The sequence below is a fragment of the Bdellovibrio bacteriovorus genome, assembly GCF_001592755.1.
Taxonomy (GTDB): domain Bacteria; phylum Bdellovibrionota; class Bdellovibrionia; order Bdellovibrionales; family Bdellovibrionaceae; genus Bdellovibrio; species Bdellovibrio bacteriovorus_E.
In genome coordinates, this window is sequence record NZ_LUKF01000003.1 from 226329 (window position 1) to 249126 (window position 22798).

General features: G+C 45.7%; 25 protein-coding genes and 1 tRNA gene. 10 read left to right on the forward strand and 16 right to left on the reverse strand.

Annotated elements, in window-relative coordinates; translation table 11 throughout:
- Positions 1 to 3: 3 nt before the first annotated feature.
- Genes AZI85_RS04995 through AZI85_RS05005 form a run of 3 tightly spaced genes read left to right on the forward strand, consistent with a single transcriptional unit; the run spans position 4 to position 2542 of the window.
- Complete coding sequence (locus AZI85_RS04995; protein ID WP_063243043.1) at positions 4 to 1014, forward strand: COX15/CtaA family protein; 1011 nt, start codon at positions 4 to 6, stop codon at positions 1012 to 1014.
- Positions 1011 to 2264 (forward strand): U32 family peptidase C-terminal domain-containing protein, encoded by a 1254-nt coding sequence (locus tag AZI85_RS05000; protein WP_063243044.1) that lies wholly within the window; start codon positions 1011 to 1013, stop codon positions 2262 to 2264. Before AZI85_RS04995 ends, AZI85_RS05000 begins: the two co-directional genes overlap by 4 nt.
- Positions 2264 to 2542 carry a chorismate mutase gene (locus AZI85_RS05005; RefSeq protein ID WP_063243045.1) on the forward strand — a complete coding sequence of 93 codons (279 nt, stop codon included), beginning with the start codon at positions 2264 to 2266 and terminating at the stop codon, positions 2540 to 2542. The genes AZI85_RS05000 and AZI85_RS05005 overlap by 1 nt, the downstream gene beginning before the upstream one ends.
- Here AZI85_RS05005 and AZI85_RS05010 read toward each other — a convergent pair.
- Positions 2523 to 3023 carry a hypothetical protein gene (locus tag AZI85_RS05010; protein WP_172795299.1) on the reverse strand — a complete coding sequence of 167 codons (501 nt, stop codon included), beginning with the start codon at positions 3021 to 3023 and terminating at the stop codon, positions 2523 to 2525. The two genes, AZI85_RS05005 and AZI85_RS05010, sit on opposite strands and share 20 nt — an antisense overlap.
- Positions 3024 to 3154: 131 nt before the next feature.
- Positions 3155 to 3292, reverse strand: a complete 138-nt coding sequence (locus AZI85_RS17630) for a hypothetical protein (RefSeq protein WP_155723931.1) — start codon at positions 3290 to 3292, stop codon at positions 3155 to 3157.
- Between the two features lie 192 nt (positions 3293 to 3484).
- On the opposite strand from AZI85_RS17630, the gene AZI85_RS05015 reads away from it, so the two are divergent.
- Positions 3485 to 4180, forward strand: a complete 696-nt coding sequence (locus tag AZI85_RS05015) for a Crp/Fnr family transcriptional regulator (protein ID WP_063243047.1) — start codon at positions 3485 to 3487, stop codon at positions 4178 to 4180.
- Here AZI85_RS05015 and AZI85_RS05020 read toward each other — a convergent pair.
- Entirely contained in the window at positions 4168 to 4755 is a 588-nt protein-coding gene (locus tag AZI85_RS05020) for a hypothetical protein (protein ID WP_063243048.1), read from the reverse strand. The genes AZI85_RS05015 and AZI85_RS05020 overlap by 13 nt on opposite strands.
- A 115-nt stretch (positions 4756 to 4870) precedes the next feature.
- Here AZI85_RS05020 and AZI85_RS05025 point away from each other — a divergent pair, with 115 nt between their 5' ends.
- A complete protein-coding gene (locus AZI85_RS05025; RefSeq protein ID WP_063243049.1) occupies positions 4871 to 5644 on the forward strand; it encodes a hypothetical protein in 774 nt (257 codons plus the stop codon).
- Between the two features lie 74 nt (positions 5645 to 5718).
- On the opposite strand, the gene AZI85_RS05030 is transcribed toward AZI85_RS05025, so the two are convergent.
- Both AZI85_RS05030 and AZI85_RS05035 read right to left on the reverse strand, forming a co-directional pair.
- Complete coding sequence (locus tag AZI85_RS05030; RefSeq protein WP_063243050.1) at positions 5719 to 8934, reverse strand: hypothetical protein; 3216 nt, start codon at positions 8932 to 8934, stop codon at positions 5719 to 5721.
- A gap of 148 nt (positions 8935 to 9082) precedes the next feature.
- The gene (locus AZI85_RS05035) at positions 9083 to 9538 is read right to left on the reverse strand and encodes a GNAT family N-acetyltransferase (RefSeq protein WP_063243051.1); all 456 of its coding nucleotides are present in this window, start codon (positions 9536 to 9538) and stop codon (positions 9083 to 9085) included.
- Positions 9539 to 9651: 113 nt separating this feature from the next.
- Between AZI85_RS05035 and AZI85_RS05040 the strand changes: the two genes are divergently transcribed.
- Positions 9652 to 9727: transfer RNA gene (locus AZI85_RS05040), tRNA-Arg, on the forward strand.
- A gap of 7 nt (positions 9728 to 9734) precedes the next feature.
- Here AZI85_RS05040 and AZI85_RS17935 read toward each other — a convergent pair.
- The 5 genes from AZI85_RS17935 to AZI85_RS05060 form a co-directional block, all read right to left on the reverse strand.
- Positions 9735 to 9866, reverse strand: a complete 132-nt coding sequence (locus AZI85_RS17935; RefSeq protein WP_301335685.1) for a hypothetical protein — start codon at positions 9864 to 9866, stop codon at positions 9735 to 9737.
- A gap of 100 nt (positions 9867 to 9966) precedes the next feature.
- A complete protein-coding gene (locus tag AZI85_RS05045; RefSeq protein ID WP_063243052.1) occupies positions 9967 to 10260 on the reverse strand; it encodes a hypothetical protein in 294 nt (97 codons plus the stop codon).
- Positions 10261 to 10453: 193 nt separating this feature from the next.
- Positions 10454 to 11125 (reverse strand): TPM domain-containing protein, encoded by a 672-nt coding sequence (locus AZI85_RS05050; RefSeq protein ID WP_253720850.1) that lies wholly within the window; start codon positions 11123 to 11125, stop codon positions 10454 to 10456.
- Positions 11125 to 11865, reverse strand: a complete 741-nt coding sequence (locus AZI85_RS05055) for a TPM domain-containing protein (protein ID WP_063243053.1) — start codon at positions 11863 to 11865, stop codon at positions 11125 to 11127. Before AZI85_RS05055 ends, AZI85_RS05050 begins: the two co-directional genes overlap by 1 nt.
- Positions 11866 to 11869: 4 nt before the next feature.
- Entirely contained in the window at positions 11870 to 12457 is a 588-nt protein-coding gene (locus tag AZI85_RS05060; protein ID WP_063243054.1) for a LemA family protein, read from the reverse strand.
- Between the two features lie 187 nt (positions 12458 to 12644).
- On the opposite strand from AZI85_RS05060, the gene AZI85_RS05065 reads away from it, so the two are divergent.
- A complete protein-coding gene (locus tag AZI85_RS05065; protein ID WP_063243055.1) occupies positions 12645 to 14213 on the forward strand; it encodes a class I SAM-dependent methyltransferase in 1569 nt (522 codons plus the stop codon).
- Here the strand turns inward: AZI85_RS05065 and AZI85_RS05070 are convergent.
- Both AZI85_RS05070 and AZI85_RS05075 read right to left on the reverse strand, forming a co-directional pair.
- Positions 14210 to 14632 carry a hypothetical protein gene (locus AZI85_RS05070; RefSeq protein ID WP_081110920.1) on the reverse strand — a complete coding sequence of 141 codons (423 nt, stop codon included), beginning with the start codon at positions 14630 to 14632 and terminating at the stop codon, positions 14210 to 14212. The genes AZI85_RS05065 and AZI85_RS05070 overlap by 4 nt on opposite strands.
- Positions 14632 to 15516 carry a phosphatase domain-containing putative toxin gene (locus tag AZI85_RS05075; RefSeq protein ID WP_063243057.1) on the reverse strand — a complete coding sequence of 295 codons (885 nt, stop codon included), beginning with the start codon at positions 15514 to 15516 and terminating at the stop codon, positions 14632 to 14634. Before AZI85_RS05075 ends, AZI85_RS05070 begins: the two co-directional genes overlap by 1 nt.
- Positions 15517 to 15619: 103 nt before the next feature.
- Between AZI85_RS05075 and AZI85_RS05080 the strand changes: the two genes are divergently transcribed.
- The gene (locus AZI85_RS05080; protein ID WP_063243058.1) at positions 15620 to 16240 is read left to right on the forward strand and encodes a hypothetical protein; all 621 of its coding nucleotides are present in this window, start codon (positions 15620 to 15622) and stop codon (positions 16238 to 16240) included.
- Positions 16241 to 16315: 75 nt separating this feature from the next.
- Here AZI85_RS05080 and AZI85_RS05085 read toward each other — a convergent pair whose 3' ends face one another.
- Positions 16316 to 17032, reverse strand: coding sequence for a TrmH family RNA methyltransferase (locus AZI85_RS05085; protein WP_063243059.1), 717 nt, complete (start codon positions 17030 to 17032; stop codon positions 16316 to 16318).
- Between the two features lie 5 nt (positions 17033 to 17037).
- Positions 17038 to 18246, reverse strand: a complete 1209-nt coding sequence (locus tag AZI85_RS05090) for an acyl-CoA dehydrogenase family protein (RefSeq protein ID WP_063243060.1) — start codon at positions 18244 to 18246, stop codon at positions 17038 to 17040.
- Between the two features lie 166 nt (positions 18247 to 18412).
- Here AZI85_RS05090 and AZI85_RS05095 point away from each other — a divergent pair, with 166 nt between their 5' ends.
- Entirely contained in the window at positions 18413 to 19525 is a 1113-nt protein-coding gene (locus tag AZI85_RS05095; RefSeq protein ID WP_063243061.1) for a calcium:proton antiporter, read from the forward strand.
- 12 nt (positions 19526 to 19537) lie between these two features.
- Complete coding sequence (locus tag AZI85_RS05100) at positions 19538 to 20641, forward strand: competence/damage-inducible protein A (RefSeq protein WP_063243062.1); 1104 nt, start codon at positions 19538 to 19540, stop codon at positions 20639 to 20641.
- Here the strand turns inward: AZI85_RS05100 and AZI85_RS05105 are convergent.
- Entirely contained in the window at positions 20638 to 21246 is a 609-nt protein-coding gene (locus tag AZI85_RS05105; RefSeq protein ID WP_063243063.1) for a DUF4337 domain-containing protein, read from the reverse strand. The two genes, AZI85_RS05100 and AZI85_RS05105, sit on opposite strands and share 4 nt — an antisense overlap.
- Before the next feature lie 98 nt (positions 21247 to 21344).
- A complete protein-coding gene (locus AZI85_RS05110) occupies positions 21345 to 22538 on the reverse strand; it encodes a S1 RNA-binding domain-containing protein (RefSeq protein ID WP_063243064.1) in 1194 nt (397 codons plus the stop codon).
- Between the last annotated feature and the right edge of the window lie 260 nt (positions 22539 to 22798).

Genomic DNA, 22798 nt, shown 5'->3' on the forward strand with positions numbered 1-22798 from the left:
CGCATGGATCGCAGGGCAAGATGTGTTCTTTTTTGGGGAATTATTGGTTTACTTCTTATTATCGCCGTCGGCGGTACGACACGTTTGACACGCTCGGGCCTTTCGATTGTCGAATGGAACGTGGTCATGGGAACGCTTCCCCCAGTGACGGAATCTGAATGGCACACCGAGTTTTTTAAATATCAAAAGACCCCTGAATACAAACTTATCAATCGGCATTTTACCGTCAGTGATTACAAGAAAATATACTTCTGGGAATGGTTTCATCGCCTTTGGGCGCGAGTTCTATTTCTATACTTCCTGGGATTTGGTGTCTTCTATCTTTGGAAAAAGAAGTCAGCCCAGATTATCGCGATCGCTGGCCTGATTTTACTTCAAGGAACTGTGGGCTGGCTTATGGTAAAATCCGGTCTTAGAGATCAACCCCGTGTTCAACCGTTAATGCTGGTCATACATTTTTTCTTAGCATTATCTACTTTGGCAGTCGCCTTGTATTTTAGAATAGATCGTCGAAAAAAGTTCATGGATCTGTGGCTTCATCACCGTTCCGAAATAGGGCTTTTGGCGGTCTTACTTTCACAAGTGTTTTTGGGATGCTTAGTGAGCGGATATCGCGCCGGTTTTCTGGAAAACACCTTTCCTCAAATGTCGGCGGGTTTTCTTCCAAAAATAAGTTCCCCTTTTCATTTTTCTTGGAGCTACCTCCGGGAAAATCCGGTTTTGTTTCAGCTTCTACATCGCTGGCTGGCTTTTGCGGTTATGATCTATTTTTGGGTTCTTTTTATTTTCACAAATAAAGTACGTCGTCCCGAGTGGACGACCTTCAATATACTTCTCCATTCCCAAATCCTTCTGGGAGTTCTGACTTTGATTCTAAAAGTTCCCGTTTTTTTTGGCATTCTTCATCAGCTGACAGCCGCCTGTTTAGTCCTCTCTTATTTGCACCCACTCTGGATGGATTTTAAACCGTCAGCTTGTCAGACAGAAAACACCGACGTAAACAGGGTCCCATGAAAACTGAACTTCTTATGCCCGCTGGCTCTTTAGAAAAATTGAAATATGCCTTTTATTACGGTGCCGACGCCGTGTATGTCGGTGTCCCCCTCTTTAGCCTGCGAGCTCGGGAAAATGAAATGAGTTTCGAAGATCTTCGTGAAGGCATCGCATTTGCGCGGGCGCACGGCAAACAGATCTACGTCACTGCGAACATCTTTGCTCGCAATCTAAAATTGAAATCTTTTAAAGAAAACTTCAAGCAGTGGGTGGATCTAAAACCCGACGCTTTCATTATGAGTGATCCAGGTCTGATGAGTCTAGCCAAAGAGATCGACCCGAATGTGAACATTCACCTGAGTGTTCAAGCCAATTGCATGAACTGGCAAAGCGTGAAGTTTTGGCAACAACAAGGGGTGAGCCGCGTGATCTTAAGTCGTGAATTGCGACTTGAAGAAATTCGCGAAATTCGTCAGCGTGTTCCTGATATTGAGCTTGAAGCCTTCGTTCATGGCTCGATCTGTATCGCGTATTCGGGACGCTGTCTTTTATCTCACTACATGAGTTATCGCGATGCCAATCAGGGCGTTTGCGATAACAGCTGCCGTTACGGTTACAACATTTACCAATCCTCTTCCGATAAAGATCAGGAATTCTTTTTAGAAGACTTGCGCAATAAGGGCGAGTTTTACCAGATTGATGAAGATGAAAACGGAACATACATTATGAATGCCAAAGATCTTTGTGTGATCGAGCATCTTCAAGAGTTGCGTGACGCTGGAATCTGTTCATTCAAAGTCGAAGGACGTACGAAATCACTTTATTACGCCGCGATGGTCGCAAAAATCTATCGCCAAGCCATCAATGATATGGAAGCAGGACGAAAATTCGACACGAACCTATTGAAAGAACTTAGCAAAATTCCTAACCGCGGCTATCACAAAGGATTTGTGACAGGAGCACTCAGTCAGGATTCACAGGAATACCGCCACTCCACTTCGCGCAATTTCACACAACGTTTCGCGGGCCTGGTTCTAGAAAAGATAGGCTCGTTATGGAAAGTGGAAGCCCGCCACCGCATGCGACCTGGCGATGACATTGAACTTATCTCTCCACAAGGTTCGATAAAAACTAAAATTCAAAATATTTACAATGAACATCACGAATCACTTCCGCAAGCCGGTGGAGGAGGTCTGAGCTTTTACATGGATCTTCCCGCAGACATTCCGTCCTACTCCTTAATCAGCTTGATCGAGCAAGGAGGGTTCTAATGTCCATCGAAATCTTACGCGCCGAGATCGATCATATCCATGATTCTTTGCGGGACCTTTTGATTCAACGTCGCGATCTGGCGTTAAAAATTTGGAGCCTGAAAAAAGATCAAAACCTTCCCCTGATCGTTCCTGAACGAGAGCAAGAAATTCTAGAAAGTTTCGTTTCGGGACCAGATCTTTCATCCGATCCCGAATTTCAACAAGCCCTGACTCACATTATGCAATCTGTGCTGCGAGAATATCGAAGCTATTTGATCAGTCGAGTGTCCAAATAAGGCCTAACGAAGCATAAGACTGGTCTTCCAAAATATCCGTGCCCGCTTCAGCCAAGACCTCGAGCCCCGCCGTACTGAGCACGTTCACTCCCAATGCAAGACTTGTGTGCTCTCCCCCTTGGGACATATCCCAACCTGATTCCGCAAAGAGTTCTATGTTCTTATTTTGTTGAAAACTTAAACCTAAGGTTGCTGTATGATTGAACTCGCCTTGGTTGCTTTCAAACAAGTTGGAAAGATACGGAACATACCTGCCTAAAGGAAGCGTCCACTCATCACCAATGAAGAGTCCTGCGTCTTCTTTCGAACAAAACCCCGCTAAAACATCCACCTCGACGAGCCCCGAAAAAACGGTTGCAAAGTTACTGATGCTGAAACTCGTGTCGATAGCTGCTTCTTCCGAGGTCGTCGCCGTGCGGTGCTCAATGCCAAGTGAAGGGTTCAGCCAGTGGGAATGACCATAGCCAGTCACAAGACTCAATGTTCTTTCAGACCGGCTATGGGACCCGTAGAACTCGAAGTCTGATAAGCCAGGAGCAAAAGCCTCGGTCGTGTCTAAGGCCCAGCTGGGGCTGTGAAATAAAATGAGAGCACAAAGTAAAACACCTTTCATCAGCCACCTGCCAAAAGAAGTCCTACCAGCGAGGCCCCGCAAATCACTAAGGACCCGCCAACAATTCCTACTGCGGCTACGACTACAAGAGCGCTGCCTAAAATATTTCCAATAACTATATTCTTAAAAACTTCCATACTTTCTCTCTTTCCATAATTAAAAAACATGCCGTGCCTTTCTGCTTATCAAGGGAGAGGAAATTAGGATTCCGGTACCTAGACGATTTATGATAGGTATCAGATGAAATTTATTAATAGCGAAAGAACTTGATCTAAATCATATTGGGGCCGCTGGATTCTGTGCGATTATTCAGTTCTTAAGGAGTGTCTATGACCGACCCTATAGAAAGAATTCGCAGTCTGGATTATTTCTCTGCACTGCCCGAAAGAGTTCTTAAAGATTTAAGCGCTCAGTGTGACGTCATGCAAATTCCCAGAAAGAAAACTCTGTTTCAAGAGGACACACTGATTCAAGATCTTTACATTGTTTTATTCGGGTCCTTCAAAGTCGCCAAAAAAGCGCACGGTTCAGGCCCCCTTCTGCTGAACTTTTTAGGACGTGGAGAATTTTTAGGAATCGCATTGGCGGGACTCACATATCCAAAATATCCAGCTACTTTAATCGCCCAAGAAAATAGTGCCCTCTTAAAATTTCCGCGAGAGTTTTTCTTAGAATACATGATGAAAATCGAATCGGTGCGCCACACGGTGAACCGGCAGATCGGTGAAAGATTTTTAGAACTGCAAAATGATCGGTGTATGGAGAACGTGCTCATCCATCAGCGTGTGGCGGACATGATCTTACGACTTTGGGAACGACAAGGCGATAAAGGACACCGAATTTTGATTCCGACCACCCGGCAAGACATTGCCCAACGAGTTGGTACCACAACGGAAACTGTCATCCGCATTATGAGTCAGTGGCACAAGCAAGGTATTCTAGCGACGGTAGAGAAACACATCGAGATTATCGACGAAAAGCGATTAAGGGAGATGAGACAGTGTGAACAGTTTCACCTGTCATAAAGAAGAAGAGTTGCTTCAGAAACTTTACTTCGCAAATGAAGTACTTTTTTTAAACCTAGCTCTGAATAAATTTCTTCGCGCAAGGTCATGCCTTCGCGAGCACTGAAGAGCGGATGAATCTTCCAAACTTTCGAAAACCACTCTAGAATTTCACGCGTGATTTCCTTTTCAAGTTCTGGCTCTCCGGCTACCACCCAAAAATCGATGCGAGCCTGGCGCGCGTGGATCAGCTTTTCTTGATTCACGTCCAAATTATAATTTCCTAAAACCGTGCTCAGTGGATTCACATAAAGACTTCCGTAACAGGCCCTCTTATCTAAAGAATAAATCATATAACCATAAGCGGTGTGCTCGACATTGTCTTGCACATGACCCGCTAAATCCTCTTTGTTTTGAAGAGGCGTAAAGTCGTCTTCGGGCCAAGTCGACTGACTCCAGACTCTTAAGATGCCTTTGCTTTTCATGACAGCTTCATAATCAGACTGATAAAAGGCGGTATTCGTTGGAAAGAGCATGAAATCTTTTGTCTGAAGGCTTTGCGGGTTTGAAAAAGAGGTCGTAAAGATCGAATTCATTCTTGAAGGTTAAACATGAACTCGCCCTTTTACCAAACGCTATTTCCTCGGGACCCGAAATTCTTTTCTTTACCCCTTGCAGAGCCCATGCTACGAATTTCTTGAGGGGATTTCTATGAAATATCTAATTTTTACCGCTGCACTGTTTTGCGGTTTTTTGTCTTACGCGCAAACTGTAAACAGTATTAAGAACAACCAAGCGATGGTGACTCTAGACGGGAATGAGGGTTTGCAAAAAGGAACATCTGTTCAATTTTTAAACCATGAACTGGAAATTGTAGGTCACGGCGAAGTCACTAAGATTTCACATGGCGGCAAAAAAGCGCTTATTAAAATCCAAGCCGGAAAAGTTCAACCGGGGATGACTTTAGAAAAAGTGCCGACACCAAGTCAGTCTAACACCGATGCAACAACTTCCACTTCGGCTCCTAGTATTTCCTATGCAGCTTTAAGCGATAAAGATAAAGAAATCCTGGCTCGAGGGGAAATCACGAGAACTCGCTATGTCGTTGGTGGCATCTTAGGTACCTACCCACTGGGATTAGGCATTGGTCACGCCGTTCAAGGTCGCTACACCGAAAAAGGTTGGATCTTCACTGTTGGAGAACTAGCTTCCATCGCCGCCCTGGCTGCGGGACTGGGAAACTGCACTTGGTCTTCTTACGACAATGACAACTGTGAAAACAGTGGCGGACTGATCTTTTTGGGCGTCTTCGGCTATGTCGGCTTTCGCATCTGGGAAATCATCGACGTGTGGGCGGCCCCACCAGAACACAACCGTCGCTATCAACAGCTGAAATCTATGTACTCAGGTTCTGAGATCACTTTCCAACCCGGCTTTATTCCTATGGCTGGTGGCGGTGGTTTAGGCTTTCAAATGACGTTCTAACTCATCCGCCACAAAGTCCTGTGGCATCAGCTTCAAGGAAACAGAAAATTTCAGAAGCGCTCAAGAAGGCGGCCTTACTCCGGAATGCCGCCTTCTAATTTCTGCAAAGAAATTTTTGGTTTGCCTGTGACTTCGTCCACGGGAACTCGCGAATTCAAGTTCCCCCAAAACAAACCTGTGCCCTGATCATCGATACTTAGATCCCAAGCAGGAAGCTCCCATGACACAGCGACAGGCTGTAGTGTGACTGCATCCGCCACGACGATTTCACCGACATCTGTAGAAAAGTAATATATTTTTCCATCCTTAATAAACCACGAGGATTCTTGATCAAAGTCAGCTGGTGGTTGCCATGAGCCCCAAGAATTAGAAGCATCGACCGTGGCGACCCCTTGTCCGTAATCGTCGTTGAGCATGTAGCCATATTGGATATAGAGTTTGTCGCCAAGAGTCTGCACACGGACGCCCGCTGCAAAATCATAACCGGCAGTACTTAACGGATTCCAGGGCAAGATGTTACCCGTTGCCATATCAAAAGCAGCTAATCCAGTGCGGGCCTCACCATTGGCCGAAGTAAATTCTCCACCCATATAAAGGACGCCCTGATGAGCTTTCATAAACATCGCGGAACCGTCTAGCGAAGGCTGCCAAGTAGTTAAACTGCCCGCTTTAAAAGAAGCTAAGCCAGTTCGTGCGTTTCCATCAATATTACCGAATCCACCAGAAAGAAAGACGACGTCACCAACGACCTCCATGGTTTTAATGGGTCCGTCCGTCGCGTGAACTTGATATGTACTAGAGTTTAAGTCCGCCACGATAAGTTTTCCAATAGGATTCCAGTTTTCGTCAGGCCCCTCGCCAGCAATGTAGAGAAGGTCTCCGACCTTGCGCACGACTGCAACGGATTGAAGTTCTTGAGTCATATTTGGAGAAGGAATCCAATCTAAAATTTCTGCCTCATTCAGATTCACAAGAACTGCACCATAGCGTGCGGGTCCACCAAGATCAGCGGCACCAACAAAAATTTCATCATCACTGAGCGCCAAGCCTTTGATAGGCGTGGAGTAGGAGCGCACAAGTGTCGAGATCGAAGACTCTGAAAGATCAGTACGAAGACGAATCAAATCTAAACCATCGGCCACATAGACTTGACCGTTGCGCACGACCAATGCATCTGGTCGGTCCCCATCAAAGCCCTGTCCTGTTATCATAAGAGATCCACCAGCTTTTAAATCGTAGGCGGCAACATTTGGATTTTGAACGTCATTAAACCGACCTACCATATAGAGCACGCCATCATTAATCTGAAAATCAAAAACATCATTGATGTCCGTAACCGTTGGCTGCCAAGGTAAGACATTGCCACTTTGATCAATTGCCGCGAAATACTCTCGGGTCTGAAGGTTGATACCTAGTGGTTCAGTGAAAAAACCGTGAATGTAAACAGTGCCATTAAATTCTTGAACGAATTTGACTTTATCAAAAGTACCCGCAGTCGTTATGGGCGCCCAAGATTTTAAACTGAGGTCCGCAATATTCAAAGCCGCTAAACCATTTCTTCGCTGCCCCAAAATATATTCAAAATCACCACTAGCATAAAGAGTGTGACCATCTTGGGATACTGTCATACTCAGGACGTCGCCTCCAAGAACTTGAGCATCAAATATTTCAGCGTCTCCAGTTTCTGCATCTAGCGCGGCAAAATCGCTGATCACGGGCGCGCCAATACTTTGAAATGCACCCCCGACAAAAAGACCTCCAGCCCCTAGAGCCACGGTCGACACTCCATTTCCACCAGCCGCATTAACGTTAAAGTCTTTCACGGCTCCAGCGCCAGTTGTTGAAATGGCTGCAACTCCAGAGGCAAACTTGCCACCGATAAAACTGAAATCTCCATTCACATAAAGTGTTCCAGCTCCGTCGTACACCATGCCCTTGATAGTATTAAAACCCGCCGTCTGAGTTGGATTGGGACTCCAGGTATCTAATGTTAAATCGCTGGTATGGTAACGAGCCAAACCATGATAAGGAGTTCCACCGATATTGGTAAACCAACCACCAATGTAAAGATATCCATCAGCATACAACACGCTGCTGACTTCCGAAGTGGGCGTCGCGGTAGGATTCGCAAGCATATTTCCATTTTCGTCAAAGATCGCAAGAGTCGAGCGATTTACACCGTTTACTTTGAAGAACCCACCCACAGCATAAAGTTTAGAGCCGTCATAAGCTAAGCCCGTGAAGCCCGAAATCGAAGAGGCTGACTTTTGCCATAACACGGCACCAGTCGTTTTATCTAACGCGAATAAACTGGGGAGCGCACTGTTATAGGAGTTGATTCGCGAAATAAAAACTTTTGTCGAAGTCACAACGATATCAGTCACTGCCGTATAGGCTGGAGTGATAGCGGGAGTCCATGAAGAGACAATAGCTCCAGTATCGCCTCGTAACGCGACAACAGGAGTCGATGCAAGAGTGGGTGAATTTAAATTCGAACCACCCACGTAAAGTGTATTTGTAGATGAGTCGAACTCTAAGACTTTAACATTTCCAAAAATTTGAGCATTAAAAGAGGTGTCCAACTCCCCATTTGCGTGCAAATGAATGACTTCACCGACATACGCTCCTTTATATTCAGAATTACTCAAGCCGACGTAAAGCCCCCCCTGGCCGTCACTGACCGAAGCTTCAATCTCGCCTGTAAAACGAATGTCTGCAGCCGACCACTTAGCGAGGCCTGTAGTTGTGTCGACGACAGATCCAAAGGGATTGCTAATACTGGTGAACCGACCGCTTACAAAAACTTTTCCGGCCCCTGCGACCATAGAAACTTCATCTGTCGCACTCACTCCATGTGGAAGATTACCAAAGGCCACAAAATCTTTATTCAAAGATCCATCCGAGTTGATACGAGCCAAACCAGCACGTTGCACGCCACCAACTTCGGTGAAGTTACCGGATATATAGAAACCACCGTCTCTATCTGAGACAGCTCTGGTGAGTTCTCCGCCAGACACGTTCACGAGGGCCTTGGATTCGTTCAGATTGCTTCCATAAATTCCAAATCCACAATTTCCGATTTGAGTAAAGTGACCATAAAGGAAGGTCCAACCATCGCCCAACTCAAGAGGACTCGCATAATCACCATTCACACAATATGTAGGTGCAGAAGCTTTTTCGATATTGTTATTAGAAGGAAGAGAGGAATGAGAACCGTTACTCAGTAACTGAGCATCCAGACTACAACCAGCAAGAGCTATTCCGACAACGAACCAGACAAGATATTTCATACGTGTAATGTATCGGCTTAGATAGCTAACAACTGAACAACTCTAAGAAAAAGATCATCGAAAAAACACAATTACCCGTGAAATTCTCAACTTCCTACAAAAACCAAAACGCCAATCACATTCACGTTCCTACTCCAGGACGTAGGTTCTAGCAGTTTTGTTCGATAAGAATATCAAAGTGCAAAGGCTCTTCCTTGGCCCCCAAAGATTCATATAGTCGAATTGCTGGAGTGTCTGGCTTATCTGCTTGAACTAAAATAACCCAAGCGCCGATTTCTTTTCCGATTGATTTAAGATGCAAAATCAAATTTCTAGCGATGCCGCGACGACGATGAGTTTCAGCGACCGCAAGGTCATAAATATAAATCTCGCTGCGCTCTTGTTCGTACTTTTCCATCACGTAGGCCACTAAACCGCCGACCACAGTGGCGCCATCGAAGGCCGCTAAGATAATCACATGGGGCTTTGACAGAAGCTTTAAAAGATAGGGATCGCTGGGCTTCTTAGACAGGTGAGTCTCTGGATCGGCAAAGGCTTCCGAAAATACCACGTTAAGGTCTTTCAGCGACTGAAGGTCGGTGCTATTTAAACGTCGAATAGTCATAGACCGATTGTAATTCGGTCGAAACCCTATGTACACAGGCGCTAACCACGTGCAGCACAGGGAGGGATTCTTGCCACTGGCTGAGGGAAGCGATAGTCTAGGAGCTCTATTGTGCAGTCGTAGTTCAATGGATAGAGCACTTGGCTTCGAACCAAGGGGTTGCAGGTTCGAGTCCTGCCGACTGCACCACTCTTTTTTACTTCTTCTGTTGGAAATACGGTTTTTGATCTTTGTTGGTTGCTACGGCAGGACGCGGAAAAGCGCGCGTTGAGCGCGCTTTTCCTAGGCGCTTGACGTTTGCCGCCTTCGCGGCAAGGGCCTCGCGCATGCTCCGCACTAAAAAACGCCACCGGCGTTTTTTACCGCGGGCACAACTGCCGACTGCGTATTGCGCGAACTACTGTCCCTTTTAGGTCGAGCGTACTTTATTACTGAGCAAGAAACTCGTTGATAATCTGATCTGCGGAGTCTTGCGAATGCTCATGTGACAAAAGGATCTGAGATAAAGTGTAAATTTCTTCGTTGCTTAAACGCGATTTTACGCATTTGTCGGTCACTAATGCTTCCACTGTTTGTACTTCGATAGTTCTATAAGGCAGATCAATAATTCTGAGTTGTTCAATTTTGCTTACGGTTTTCTTCGATACAGTACAATACTTGTCCGCTGCCAATGCTGAGGTTGAAGCTAAAACGAAAATAACAAATGCAAATACGGATTTCATTGAAACTCCTGGAGGCTTTAATTATTCAAATAAGACGAATATACTTTAGGCCGACAGATCCGTGTTAAATTTTCCTTAAAGATGAAAAACCTATCAGGACTGTATTCTCAATGGACAGGCGAAACCGCCCTCAATTGGTAATAGAGTCACTGAAAGTTGATAGCGCTGTATTCATGAACTCAACGCGCACTTCCTAATCTTTGATAATCAAATGATTCGTCAGTTCGTTTTCGAGGTTTCCTGAAATAGGAAAATGTTGTTTTAGAAGCTCGCCGCAGCGTTCGATGGCTTTTTGATATCCGTGCGACCATTTTCCATCGTGGAAGTGCGCGCGCATTTCGGCCAAAATATCATCCCAAGTGTTACTAGGAAGTTTTTTAGCGATACCTTCATCCGCTAAGATCACGGCTTTCTTTTCCATGACGGAAACGAAAATCAAGATGCCCATTCCGCCTTTTGTGCGGTTGATGCGATTCAGGTAAAACTCCAACTGAGCACGGCGATGCACTTGATCCACTTCATCTTTTTCAGGAACGAAGATTTTTTGAATGAATTTGCTTTGGGCTAACAGAGTCGAGCCATAGTAAATGGCTACAATAAGAAAAGGCCACGCCCAAACCCAGGGCTTCACCCACAGCCAGTCGCTATACGGAATTTCCAAGATAACAATGAACAATGTGATTAAAAGAGTCAGGCTCAAAGGCACATGCCCCACGGCGGAAGATCGGCGCACGATCACAGGGACGATCTCTCCATTGGTGTGCTCTTCTGCTTTCTGAATAGCAGCTTCAATCTCTTTCAATTCAGAAGAAGAAAGATAACGATGAATCCAAGCCATTGAGCTCTCCACTTTTTTAGACTCCATTACCAGTTCCCCGAAGCGCCGCCGCCAGAGAAGCCACCGCCCCCTCCAGACCAGCCGCCTCCTCCACCGCCGCCGAAACCACCACCACCAAATCCGCCAAAGCCTCCGCCGCCACCACGATAGTAACGACCGCGACCGCCACCAAAGCGACCTAAGAAAGAGATGATGATCAGAACGATGATAATGACAAAGATCGGAATGTCACCGCCGCCTTTGCTTTTTTCTGTAGAAGCCTGTTCGGTGATTCCGTTTTGTTCGGCGAATTCTTTATCTGCAAGACGCAGGATTTCGTGAACGCCGACAACGATGCCTGCGGAATATCTTTTCGAACGGAAAAGAGGAAGCACCTGATCGGCGATAATTCTTTTTGCGTAGATATCCGGAATCGCGCCTTCCAACCCCTGACCCACTTCAATGCGCATCGCACGTTCTTGTGCAGAAATTAGAAATAAAACGCCATTGTCTTTTTTGGCATCACCCAATTTCCATTGATCCGTGATTTCGATAGAAGCTTGCTCGATCGGAAGACCTTGCAAATCCGGAACAACTAGAACTTGCACTTGGGCAACACCGCGACGATTGAAATCGTAAAGAAGCTGCATCAGCTCCTGACGATCGCCACGAGTCAAAAATCCAACCTCGTCAATCACCGGACCCGTTAAGGCCGGCGGGTTGAACTTCGCCTGAGCAACACTCAAACTAAGAAAAAGAAAAAAGAAAGGAAGAACAAAAAAGCGCATTTATTTAGAATTTCACTTCTGGAGCTTTTTCAGCCGTCGCTTTTTCTTCGGCCGTCATATCCCACTGAGGCATTTTTTCGAAATGATACATGATCGAGTTCGTCCAGCTTGTTGGCGGAACCGTCACAAGATTATTGAAAGAATTGATCGACTCGATGTAACGCTGACGAGCGACAGTGATACGATTTTCAGTGCCTTCCAACTGAGCTTGAAGATCGCGGAAGTTTTGATCGGCTTTCAAGTCAGGATACTTTTCAACAACCACCATCAAACGACCCAAAGCTTGCGACAAACCTTGTTGAGCTTGTTGGAACTTCGCCAATTGCTCTGGTGTCACTTTTGAAGGATCAATTTGATTCGAAGTCGCTGCGGCACGCGCCTCAGTCACTTGAGTCAAAGTCTCTTGCTCATGCTTTGCATAACCTTTAACCACGTTCACTAAATTCGGAATCAAATCAGCCCGACGTTTGTATTGGTTGTTCACCTCTGCCAACGCCGCCTCTGTCGCATTCTTACCTTGCGGCAAAGATTGGATTCCGCAGCCCACCAAGAATGGCATCACAAAAAGCACAACTATCATTAGGTTTTTCATTCGTTTCTCCGTTTATACGCTAGAAAGTATAGCTGGATTCTGACGCAAGTTCCGCAGTGAGCACACAAGCTAATGCGGAGCCTAACAAAACCTCACGAACGAGGACTGTTTGAAGCGGCAGGGTCCAGCTATACTTTCTAGCGAATATACCGATGACCCTCAATGAAAACCGAACTATAGTAGACTGATGACACGAGTTATTAAGCTCAAATACACCGAATTTGCCGGCTGCATCTTTGTTGACAAGATCGCCGGTCTGAATACGCATACGCCGGAGTACGGTCAGCGCGGTTGCGTCGAAATCTATGAAGAAGAGCTTGATCGAAAACTTTATCCCGTACACCGCTTGGATAAGGCGACTTCGGGAGCCTTGGTGTTCCCGACATCTTCTGAAGTGGCCGCCGAGTTGACGCAACTTTTTGAGCAGCACAAGGTCGCCAAGCGCTATCTTTTCCTGACGGATAAAAAATCTGAAAAAAAGGAATTCACTTACGAGTCTTTGATTACAAAAGAGAAAAACTCGTTCGTAAGCTCCACCAGTAAAGAGCCGAATTCCAAAACAACTTTTAAATGGCTTGAATCGGTCGGCCCTTATGAACTTTGGGAGGCGATTCCTCACACCGGAAAACCTCATCAAATCCGTCTGCACGCTGAGGCCAATGGCATTGCGATTCTGGGAGATGAAGAACATGGTGGTACGCATTTCAATCGCCTGTGCCTGCATTCTCATTCACTGAGTTTTGAATTGCGTGGGCAAAAGGTTCACTACGAAACCGCGTTACCCGTGTGGGCGACCGCGGGTGATTTGCTGACTGACATCGAAGCCTTGACCGTCGCCGAAGCTTTAGAGCGTCGCGAGCGCATGTATAAATTTTCCGAACTTCCAGAGGAATGCCTTCGTTTAAGTCACCGCGAGATCGATTCTTATCGTATCGATCAATACGGCGATCATCTTTGGGTCTACTGGTACAAAGAATCCGATCCTACCGTCCAAGATCTTTTGCGCTTTGAAAAGCTGGCGAAGAAACACCACAAGAAGATTTTTATCCGTAAGATGCTCAATCGCGGCGAAGATCCTAATGCCGAGATTCTGTGGAATATCGGCAACACCTCTCCGGTTTGGATCGCTAAGGAAAATGGTGTGAAGTACGAGCTTCGCAACAACACGGGGTTGTCGCCGGGTCTTTTCTTAGATCAGCGTGAAAATCGTCTTTGGGTGCAAGAACATGCACAAGATCGCCGTGTTCTGAATCTATTTTCTTATACAAGTGGCTTTAGCTTGGTTTCGGCTTTAGCCGGAGCTCAAGAAGTTTGCACGGTCGATGTTTCCCAAAATTTTATCGACTGGAGCAAAAAGAATTTTGAAATCAACGGACTCAATCCCGAAGACGATAAATATGAATTCTGGGTGCAAGACTGCATCCTGTTTTTAAAAGGCACCATTCGTCGCAAAAGAAAATTCAATCTAATCATTTGTGATCCCCCCTCTTTCGGTCGTTCGAAAAACGGTGTTTTCTCTATTAGCAAAAACTTTGATGAGCTTCTTATCAATGCGATGTACTGCTTAGAGAAAAATGGTCTGCTGCTTTTCTGCACCAATTATGAAAAATGGACAACGGGCGATCTACATTTGAAATTGAATAAATTGAAAAAGGATTTTTCTTTTAAGATTTTACCGGCGCCCTCTCAAGGCGTAGATTTTGAGCTCCCCGATCAGGAGCCCTTGATGAAATCCATCATCCTAAGAAAGAACTAAGGATAAAAATCGTACTTCACCTGCACGCGCGTTTCACCTTGCAGGCCCATCTTTGAACCGCTGGCGTAAGGTGGCACAGTGCGCTTCACAGACTTCTTTCCTTTTGGATAAACTTTGCCATCTACGAAACAATCAAAGCGTTTGTCTTTGCAAAGTTTCGTCAAGTCGTCTTTTTGATTCTTCAGAACATAAGCCTCTACAGCCTTCGTCATTTTCTCAAGGGTTTGGACATCTGCCCCATCGACTACGATGGCACTAGGCTTTGCTGTCGGTTCAGAGGAAGACTTATCAGATTTCTTGGATTTTTTTGTCGAAGACGATTTTAAATCAGTAAACTCGTCCCAGTTCGCAGTTTCTTTTTTTTGAGTGGCACAGCCACAGACGAAGACCAAAGCTGTTAAAACTAAAAACTTTTTCATTACTTCACCCATTCCGACCAAAGCTGCTTTTCACCGCGAGGGTTTTCTTTCGCGTACTGATAAAACTGACGAACGAAATCGGCTCGCTCTTTTTGATAAGGATACTTCCAATCTTTGGGATCGCCAACGGAGATGACGTCATAGTCGTTGCTGAGCTTCGTGTTTCTTTCAATAATCTCATCAAACGAAACATACTTGGCATTGATAAGCATATCGTAAAGAACCATGAATGTGGTGGTGCGTCCCTTACCCGCGCGGCAATGAAAATGCACCCATGAGTTTTCCGGCAAGGCTCTGAAGGCTTCAATAAAGCGATCGACTTCTGAATCTACCGGGCGCACATGATCTGTCACTGTTAGACGTACATACTGATGACCCGCACTGCGAACCATGCTTTCTTCAGTTTCAATACTTTTGATTTCCGTGCCCGCGATCTTTTCACCGACGCGCAGATCCCCGAGCAAGCGGCGCTCACGGCGAACGGCTTCGTCATGATTCAAATCCGCATTGGCCCAATCGCGATCGGCTTGCCACGTCACCGGAATATCATTGATCAGCCCATGCGACTCTTGCCTTAGATCAAAAACATATAAGGCCGCCTTATCTTTTTTAACGACCTTCGCGACTTGCTTTAAAGCTTTCGGGTCTAAAGTCGCGCTCCCCGAAATTCGCAAGGTGTCGTTCTTGCGATAATTCACGGCCTGCTTCCCGGCGTATTTTTTATCAAAAACCAACTCTACGGGTTCTGTGGGTTGGGGTTTCGTCATGAAGAACGAAGACTTCGGTGACTCTTTTATCTCGCTGTCAAAGCCACCGCTTTGCACGCTTTTTTCCGCGCAAGAGGTTAATAAGAACAATGCCAGCATCAAAGATGTAAGTTTCATAGCTGCCCTACCTGTCTATGTTTAGACTAAAGGCATTTACTTTCTGAAACAACCGTCAAACTGGACTCGCGTCCACATCAAAGCTTCTTTAATCTGAAAACATATGAAACAGCTTTCTGTTCACCTTGTCGCCCTCAGTCTTTTGATCTCTACTTCCGCCCTGGCCTCTCAGGATTTAAAAAACGTCGTACGCTGCCACGAAGCTTTGAACGATAAGTCAGAAGGCCGAAGCCACAAGCTGGGACTTGAAACTGCCACACCCATCGTTCTTCCTTGGGGCAAGCACCTGTACTTTATCACCGACTCTTCTTCCTACGTGATCGACAATAAGTTCGCGGGCAAGGATGCGGTCTTTCACCTTGAAGACAGCAAAATGCCTTATGTAAAAATGAGTTTCCAAGCCAATGGCGACATCGGCGGAATTTCTTATGCAGAAGTGAGCAAAGAAGAAAAACAAAAGGCCGAAGCCCCTAAAGCGAAACTCGACGACGCGACTTTAACGATCTTTAAAAAAGATCTTGTACGCCGAATGAATAGCGTCACCGGAGAATATCAAAACAAATACGATCCCCAAGGCACCATCGATGCGCTTCTGGAGTGTCGTAACGTCCATTATCCCGAATTACAAAAAAGCCTGGATAAGCAACTTCCCTTCTACGAGAAGCTTCTAAAAAAGTCCGGCACGAAAAAATACCAACAAAAAGAATCCTCAGGCAAAAAATAAGACACACTTAAGGCTGATCAAAAAGGTTCAGCCGCAAGGCGGAGGACTTCAACGCAGTCGGATGGGCCTTTTTCATCAGCCTTGCAGGGTGCCGCGGTCGTAAAGTTCTTGTAAGTATTGTACTGCAGAGTCTTGAGTGCGCATGTAGTAGTGCGCGCGCAGAATAGCTTGTTCTTCTTCAGTCAAAGAAGCATTCGTACCTAATTTTTTCAAACGATCTTGACCAATGTGATAAAGGCTTAAAGCACCGGCCACAGAGATATTAAAACTTTGCACAAAGCCTGTCATAGGAATGATGATGGTTTCATCGGCCGCCGCAATCATCTCGGGCGACACGCCGTCCTTTTCATTTCCTAAGACCAACGCCACTTTTCCAGAAAAATCGATTTCATGGAGCGGCTTCGATTTCGCATCCAGATGAGTCACGCAGATTTTATAGCCTTGTTGCTTTAAAGACTTCACACACTCCGAAGTTTTTTTCCACTTCTGAACTTCAACCCATTTATCCGCGCCTTGAGTGACACGGTTGGCTTCTTTGAATTTTTCTTGGGTTTCAATGACATGGAAGTTGCCAAAGCCTAAGCCCTCGGCACTTCTCATCACAGCGGAAATATTACCGCGGTCATAGATGCCTTCAAGCACCACCGCCGTATCGAAATTTCTTAAAGAGACCACGCGCTCAATTTTTTGGCGACGATCGTCGGTCAACAAAGGCCCGATTTTCTCAAGTACTAACTGATAATGAACTTTCAAGTGAGCATTGATTTCAAGCTCGGGCCCGTAAGGAAACATTTGACCTACTTGTACAAGAACTCAGGATTTTTAGCCAAATCACGAGTGATATTTTTTTGGTGAGCTTCAATAGTACCGCCGCCGATTTCAAGAAGCTTGGCATCTCTCCAAAGTCTTTCAACCACGTACTCACCCACGTAACCATAACCACCCAAAACCTGAATCGCACGATCGGCAACGTTTTTACCCATTGTCGTCGCAACAAGTTTTACGCCGTCTGAATCCAAACGGTTGCCTTCTTTATTCAAATCCATGCGACGAGCTGTTTCGTAAACATAAGCGCGAGCCGATTTGTATTCCGCATAGCTATCAGCAACGTAACGCTGAACTTGACCAAAGAAGTTCAAAGATTTTCCGAAAGCTTCACGCTCTGTCGCGTAACGGTTCATAATTTCAATCGAACGACGAGCGATACCTAAGCTCATCGCCGCCAATGTCAGGCGCTCAAGCTCAAGGTTTCTCATCATGTGCAACATCGAATCACCTTCGTGACCCACAAGCGCTGAGGCCGGAACTTGGCAGTCTTGGAAAACAAGTTCTGCGGTGTTGGAACCACGCATACCCAATTTGTCTTTGATCTTTTGACCTACTTGAAATCCAGGGTGATCTTTTTCAACCAAGAATGTTGAAACTTGCGCACGGCCATTTTTCTCGCCCGTTTTTGCATAGACTAAAGTCAAATCACAAGGCGTGTTGTTTTCATCAATCGTGCCGTTGGTGATCCACATTTTGCGACCGTTCAAAATATAACCATTCGCTGTTTTTTCAGCGCGCGTTTGCATGCCTAAAACATCCGTACCGACAGCGGGTTCCGACATCGACATAGAACCCACCCACTCGCCAGAGCACAGCTTTGGCAAAACGCGGTGACGTTGTTCATCACTGCCATTCACGGCGATGTTGTTCACGCAAAGCATAGAGTGCGCAAGGTAGGCCAAACAGAAACCAGGATCTGAAGCTGAAAGTTCTTCGTGCACGATCACGGCCGCTGTTGCATCCATGCCGGCTCCACCGAACTCTTCAGGAACTGTGATACCCAAAAGTCCCAGCTCACCGATTTTTTTGAAAAGAGGAAGATTGAATTTTTCGCTGCGATCGTACTCATGAGCTTGAGGTTCTACTTCGGCTTCCGTGAAAGCCTTCACAGTTTCGCGCAACATCGCGTGTTCTGGTGTCGGATTATAAAGATCAAACTCTTTCCAGTTGAAAGACATGAGTAAACTCCTTGAGCTCAGTAGAATGATTATTCAACGCAGGAATCTATTGAGAGACGCCCAGATGAGCAAGGTTTTGGCCCTCTTAATGCATTGTGTCTGGACCGATGGACGCATAGAAGTCATAAGTAAATAACTTTAATCCGCTTCAGCCTAGGAGGTCGCCATGCAGAAAGTCAGTTTAACCCGCCTTATCGTCGCCTGGGTGACCGTTCTTTGCTTCTTTATCTTCGGTTCTTCCTGGTTGAGCGATTTGGGATCCCCGGTGATCTTAACGGGTTTGTTTCTGTGGCTCTTTGCCGTGATTCTTTGGTCAGCATTCGGCGTCGTGCATGAAGCCGAAGAGTTGGCCGCTCTTTTAGGCGAACCCCACGGCACTTTGATTCTGACTCTTTCCATCGTCATTATTGAAGTGGCCTTGGTTGCGGCAGTTATGTTGGGGGCTAAAGAAGCTCCGACATTAGGTCGTGACACCATGTTTGCGGTCTTAATGATTATCTTAAATGGCGTTGTCGGCTTGGGACTTCTGATTGGCGGTTACAAATTCAGAGAGCAATCTTACAACCTTCAAGGATCTGCTTCTTATCTTTCCGTTCTTATTCCCCTGACAACGGTGCCTTTGATTCTGCCGAACTTCACGACATCCACAGAGGGCGGAACACTGACAACTTTCCAATCGGTGGCGGTCGCTGGCTTTACTATTGTTTTATATGGAATTTTTCTTATCACCCAAACTGGTCGCCACCGCGCCTTCTACGTTCACCCCGATGCACTGGAAGCGACTAAAGCCGACCACAGCGGTGAGGATGCTGTTGAAATCGCGAAGCACACTGTTTTCAAACACACGATTCTTTTAATCCTCAATATTTTGCCTATCGTTCTTCTTTCAAAAAGTTTGGCGAAAATCTTGGATCACGGGATCAATTATCTGCAACTTCCCGCAGCACTTGGTGGTGTGGTGGTGGCCGCGATCGTATTTACCTCCGAAGCCATCAGCTCTTTAAAAGCGGTAGCGCGAAATGATTTGCAGCGCGCGATCAATCTTTGCCTGGGTTCTGCCGCGTCGACAGTGGGGCTTACTGTGCCCGCAGTTCTAATTATTGGTCTTATCACGGGACAACCCGTGGTCCTGGGATTGAAACCGACAGAGATGACATTGCTTGCAATCACATTGTTGCTAAGCACGCTCACATTTTCGAACAAAAGAACAACCCTGCTTGAGGGTGCTGTGCATCTCACGGTATTCTTCGTCTACATCACTTTGGTATTCAGCCCTTAGGGAGTCTTGAAAATGAAAGCAGCCATCTTCGGTATCGGCACAGAACTTACTGATGGACAGATCGTTAATAAAAATGCCTCGTGGATTTCCAAAAAATTAAAGCAACGAGGCCTGACGACAAATGCTCATTTGGTAGTCCCTGACGAACGCAAGCTGATGCGCGAGGGTTTGGAGTTTTGCGCCAGCAAAGCCGATTTGCTTTTTATCACCGGCGGTTTAGGGCCGACGTCCGATGACTTCACTCGCGACATAGTAACAGAATGGGCCGGAGTGCCTTTGAAGTTTGACGAGGCCTCTTGGCAACACGTGAACGACCGCCTGACATCGCGCGGATACGTCGTTAAAGAAATTCAAAAACAGCAATGTTATTTCCCTGAAGGAAGCAAAGTTCTTAAGAACATGCAAGGCACGGCCAATGCTTTTTACCTAGAAGCTCACGGCAAAAAAGTTTTCGTACTTCCGGGACCTCCCCGCGAAATCGAATCCGTGTGGGATGATTACATCGCGGACTGGTTGAATGAACATACAAAGCATTTAGATCCTTTTGTCACTCGTATGTGGGATACGATGGGAGTCGGCGAATCCGACGTCGCTGTGATCGTTGAAGATGTTTTAAAGAATGTGACTGTCGAAAAAGGCTATCGTGTTCATCTTCCTTACGTGGAAGTGAAGCTTTCCTATTTTAAATCTCAAGAAAAAGAGATGGAAGAGGTCGTCAACAATCTGACAGAGGCCCTTCAGTTCTGTACAATCACTCGCGATGCCGAAGATGTCGCCGAAGTGTTCGCGCAAAAACTAAAAGAAATAAATTCGATTTGTCTGATCGATGAAGTGACCGGTCAATTCTTGATGAATCGTTTGATGCCAGTTTTACGCGACTATATGACAGATAAATCGTGGAGCTTTTCAAAATCTCGCACCGTGAAAAGCCCCGCCGACTTGCACCTGCATGTTTTACCTAAAGACGAGCACAGCTGTGAAGTCAGTCTTGAATTTCGCGGTAGAAAAATAAAGGATCTGATCACCAGTCCTTATAAGACCGCGAATATGCGCGAAAGACGTCATCAATACTTTGCAGAGATGGCGCTGATCTTTTGGATGAAAAATTTAAACTAGGATAAAGACAAAAAGGCCCAGAGCGAGATGCTTGTGCCTAAAAGACCCAAGCTGCACATGCCTGCAAAGAAGAGCCTCTGCAGTTTTTCTTTTTTTAATACCAAACTGAGGGCCCCTAAGACCAAACAGATTTGAAAAAAGAGGCTCGCCATATCAAAGCGGTCCCCAGCTTTTCCCAGTGCTGCGAGATGAACTTCCATCTCTTGGGCGCCGATGATTTTGCCTAGCTCTCCGTTTACGTCTTGAATCCAGTTTTCTTTTCCGACGGATTCAGAGCCTTTCAAGATTTCGTTTTTTTCTTTTTTATAGCGCAGGATTTTTTTATTCAAATCCGCAATATGGTTGTCGATGCCTTCGCTCGCCCGGGCCTGGATGGCGCCGGCCTCTTTTAAACTCACCAGCAAAGATTTTTCGCCTTCAACCAAAGTTTCTTTGATACTTTTGGATTGGTACCACATATAGGCAGCGGCTTTTTCATTCGTGCCGATGATTTCATCATCACCGTACTTACCTGCTACCAGGTCACTCACCGCCATGACCGCCGCAAAAACCGCGATCACAACCCCACAACGCATTTCAAAATTTGAATTCTTTTCTTCTGTCATAACCAATGATGCAAAATAAAATAAGGGACCTTGCGGTCCCCTATTTGTTAAGTACATTAGTTATAATGACTTTGATTTTTTTCGTCAATGCCGTCTGATTATTTTGGTTTGATATTCAAATTCTTGAACGCATCACCCAAAGAACCAAAACCAGAATTAGCAGCCGTGTGTTGTTTCCAACTAGCGTCTTCCACTTCACCAGGCAAACCCAAAGAGATCTTCTTTTCTTCAAAAAGAATTTGATCTACTTGAACCGTCACCTCATCACCCCGTTTTTTATTTTCAAACTGGCTGGCATCCACAGAGTCACGCCATTTTGATTTTGGCAATAGACCTGTCACACCCGGAGCGATGTTCACAAACAGACCGTAGACTTCTTTTTTCTCGACTTTCCCTTTAACCACAGTTCCCACCGGGAATTTCTGAGGCACTTGCAACCAAGGATTACCTTCGCCGTCAGCTTGCTTCAAAGACAAAGAAATCTTCAACTTGCCATCAAGCTCTTCTGTCTTAAGAAGTTTCACTGTCACTGATTGACCGATAGAAACCACTTCATGCGGGTCATGAATACGAGACCAGCCAAGTTCAGAAACGTGGATCAAACCTTCAATACCTGCTTCAAGCTCAACAAAAGCACCAAAGCGTTCGATACGAACAATTTTGCCATCAAGAAGAGCACCGGGTTGGTGCTTTAACATGAAGGTCCCTTCGTTCTCGGCACGTTGAAGCTCTAAGAAACGACGACGAGACACAACCATGTTGCGCTTATCCATTTGCGTGATCAAAAACTCAAACTTCTTACCAACGTATTCGTTAGCATCAGTCGCAAATTTCAAATCAATCTGACTGATAGGACAGAAAGCCGTTTTACCTTGAACATTGACACGGAATCCACCGTTGCAAGTCTCAGTAACACGTCCTTCAACAGGAAGTTCCATATCAAAAGCATCTTCCAAAGAATCCGTCGTCGCGTTCTTAGAACCACGCTTAGAAAGACGAATCTCGCCATTTTTAAATGCCGTTACCACACAGTCGATCACATCACCGACTTTGTATTTAACTTCTTTATTTTCGTCCAAAAGATCCTTCGTTAAGATTAAACCATCCACTGGCGTGCCAGTTGAAACAAAGGCCTCTTCTTTACCGATAGAAAGAATTTCCCCACGAATGTCATCACCCACACGAAGCTTGCGATCCAATCCTTTTTCAGATTGCGCAAACAACTCTTCAAAACTCGCAAAGTCTTTCGACTCTTCAATATCATCACCAAAAATATCTTTTTTCTTAGACATAAAATCGTCCTTTAAATCTCATAAACCAAGAGTCCGAAAGCTTACCCTTGAACGCTAAAAAAACCAATGAGCAAATACAGTCGGGCTCTCAGGGCATTTAAAAACGCTTGAGGTGCTTATTGGCCCCGAGAAAAATCTGAAGCGAAGCTCCAAAAAGTAGGTTTTAGGGGGCGCAGCCAACAAAGACTCGCGTTGTTGGACCCCCGGGCGTATGGCGGGGTTGGTTTGGAACATTGAGCCCAAACCAACAAACCAACAAA

Excerpts from the sequence above, each read along its gene's own strand:
- AZI85_RS05065 (WP_063243055.1), top strand. The coding sequence starts at position 12,645 with ATGACACGAGTTATTAAGCTCAAATACACCGAATTTGCCGGCTGCATC.
- AZI85_RS05075 (WP_063243057.1), bottom strand. The coding sequence starts at position 15,516 with ATGAAACTTACATCTTTGATGCTGGCATTGTTCTTATTAACCTCTTGC.
- AZI85_RS05030 (WP_063243050.1), bottom strand. The coding sequence starts at position 8,934 with ATGAAATATCTTGTCTGGTTCGTTGTCGGAATAGCTCTTGCTGGTTGT.
- AZI85_RS05025 (WP_063243049.1), top strand. The coding sequence starts at position 4,871 with ATGAAATATCTAATTTTTACCGCTGCACTGTTTTGCGGTTTTTTGTCT.
- AZI85_RS05085 (WP_063243059.1), bottom strand. The coding sequence starts at position 17,032 with ATGTTTCCTTACGGGCCCGAGCTTGAAATCAATGCTCACTTGAAAGTT.
- AZI85_RS05055 (WP_063243053.1), bottom strand. The coding sequence starts at position 11,865 with ATGCGCTTTTTTGTTCTTCCTTTCTTTTTTCTTTTTCTTAGTTTGAGT.
- AZI85_RS05005 (WP_063243045.1), top strand. The coding sequence starts at position 2,264 with ATGTCCATCGAAATCTTACGCGCCGAGATCGATCATATCCATGATTCT.
- AZI85_RS05080 (WP_063243058.1), top strand. The coding sequence starts at position 15,620 with ATGAAACAGCTTTCTGTTCACCTTGTCGCCCTCAGTCTTTTGATCTCT.
- AZI85_RS05110 (WP_063243064.1), bottom strand. The coding sequence starts at position 22,538 with ATGTCTAAGAAAAAAGATATTTTTGGTGATGATATTGAAGAGTCGAAA.
- AZI85_RS05100 (WP_063243062.1), top strand. The coding sequence starts at position 19,538 with ATGAAAGCAGCCATCTTCGGTATCGGCACAGAACTTACTGATGGACAG.
- AZI85_RS04995 (WP_063243043.1), top strand. The coding sequence starts at position 4 with ATGGATCGCAGGGCAAGATGTGTTCTTTTTTGGGGAATTATTGGTTTA.
- AZI85_RS05105 (WP_063243063.1), bottom strand. The coding sequence starts at position 21,246 with ATGACAGAAGAAAAGAATTCAAATTTTGAAATGCGTTGTGGGGTTGTG.
- AZI85_RS05095 (WP_063243061.1), top strand. The coding sequence starts at position 18,413 with ATGCAGAAAGTCAGTTTAACCCGCCTTATCGTCGCCTGGGTGACCGTT.
- AZI85_RS17935 (WP_301335685.1), bottom strand. The coding sequence starts at position 9,866 with ATGCGCGAGGCCCTTGCCGCGAAGGCGGCAAACGTCAAGCGCCTAGGA.
- AZI85_RS05020 (WP_063243048.1), bottom strand. The coding sequence starts at position 4,755 with ATGAATTCGATCTTTACGACCTCTTTTTCAAACCCGCAAAGCCTTCAG.
- AZI85_RS05045 (WP_063243052.1), bottom strand. The coding sequence starts at position 10,260 with ATGAAATCCGTATTTGCATTTGTTATTTTCGTTTTAGCTTCAACCTCA.
- AZI85_RS05070 (WP_081110920.1), bottom strand. The coding sequence starts at position 14,632 with ATGAAAAAGTTTTTAGTTTTAACAGCTTTGGTCTTCGTCTGTGGCTGT.
- AZI85_RS05000 (WP_063243044.1), top strand. The coding sequence starts at position 1,011 with ATGAAAACTGAACTTCTTATGCCCGCTGGCTCTTTAGAAAAATTGAAA.
- AZI85_RS05060 (WP_063243054.1), bottom strand. The coding sequence starts at position 12,457 with ATGAAAAACCTAATGATAGTTGTGCTTTTTGTGATGCCATTCTTGGTG.
- AZI85_RS17630 (WP_155723931.1), bottom strand. The coding sequence starts at position 3,292 with ATGGAAGTTTTTAAGAATATAGTTATTGGAAATATTTTAGGCAGCGCT.
- AZI85_RS05090 (WP_063243060.1), bottom strand. The coding sequence starts at position 18,246 with ATGTCTTTCAACTGGAAAGAGTTTGATCTTTATAATCCGACACCAGAA.
- AZI85_RS05035 (WP_063243051.1), bottom strand. The coding sequence starts at position 9,538 with ATGACTATTCGACGTTTAAATAGCACCGACCTTCAGTCGCTGAAAGAC.
- AZI85_RS05050 (WP_253720850.1), bottom strand. The coding sequence starts at position 11,125 with ATGGAGTCTAAAAAAGTGGAGAGCTCAATGGCTTGGATTCATCGTTAT.
- AZI85_RS05015 (WP_063243047.1), top strand. The coding sequence starts at position 3,485 with ATGACCGACCCTATAGAAAGAATTCGCAGTCTGGATTATTTCTCTGCA.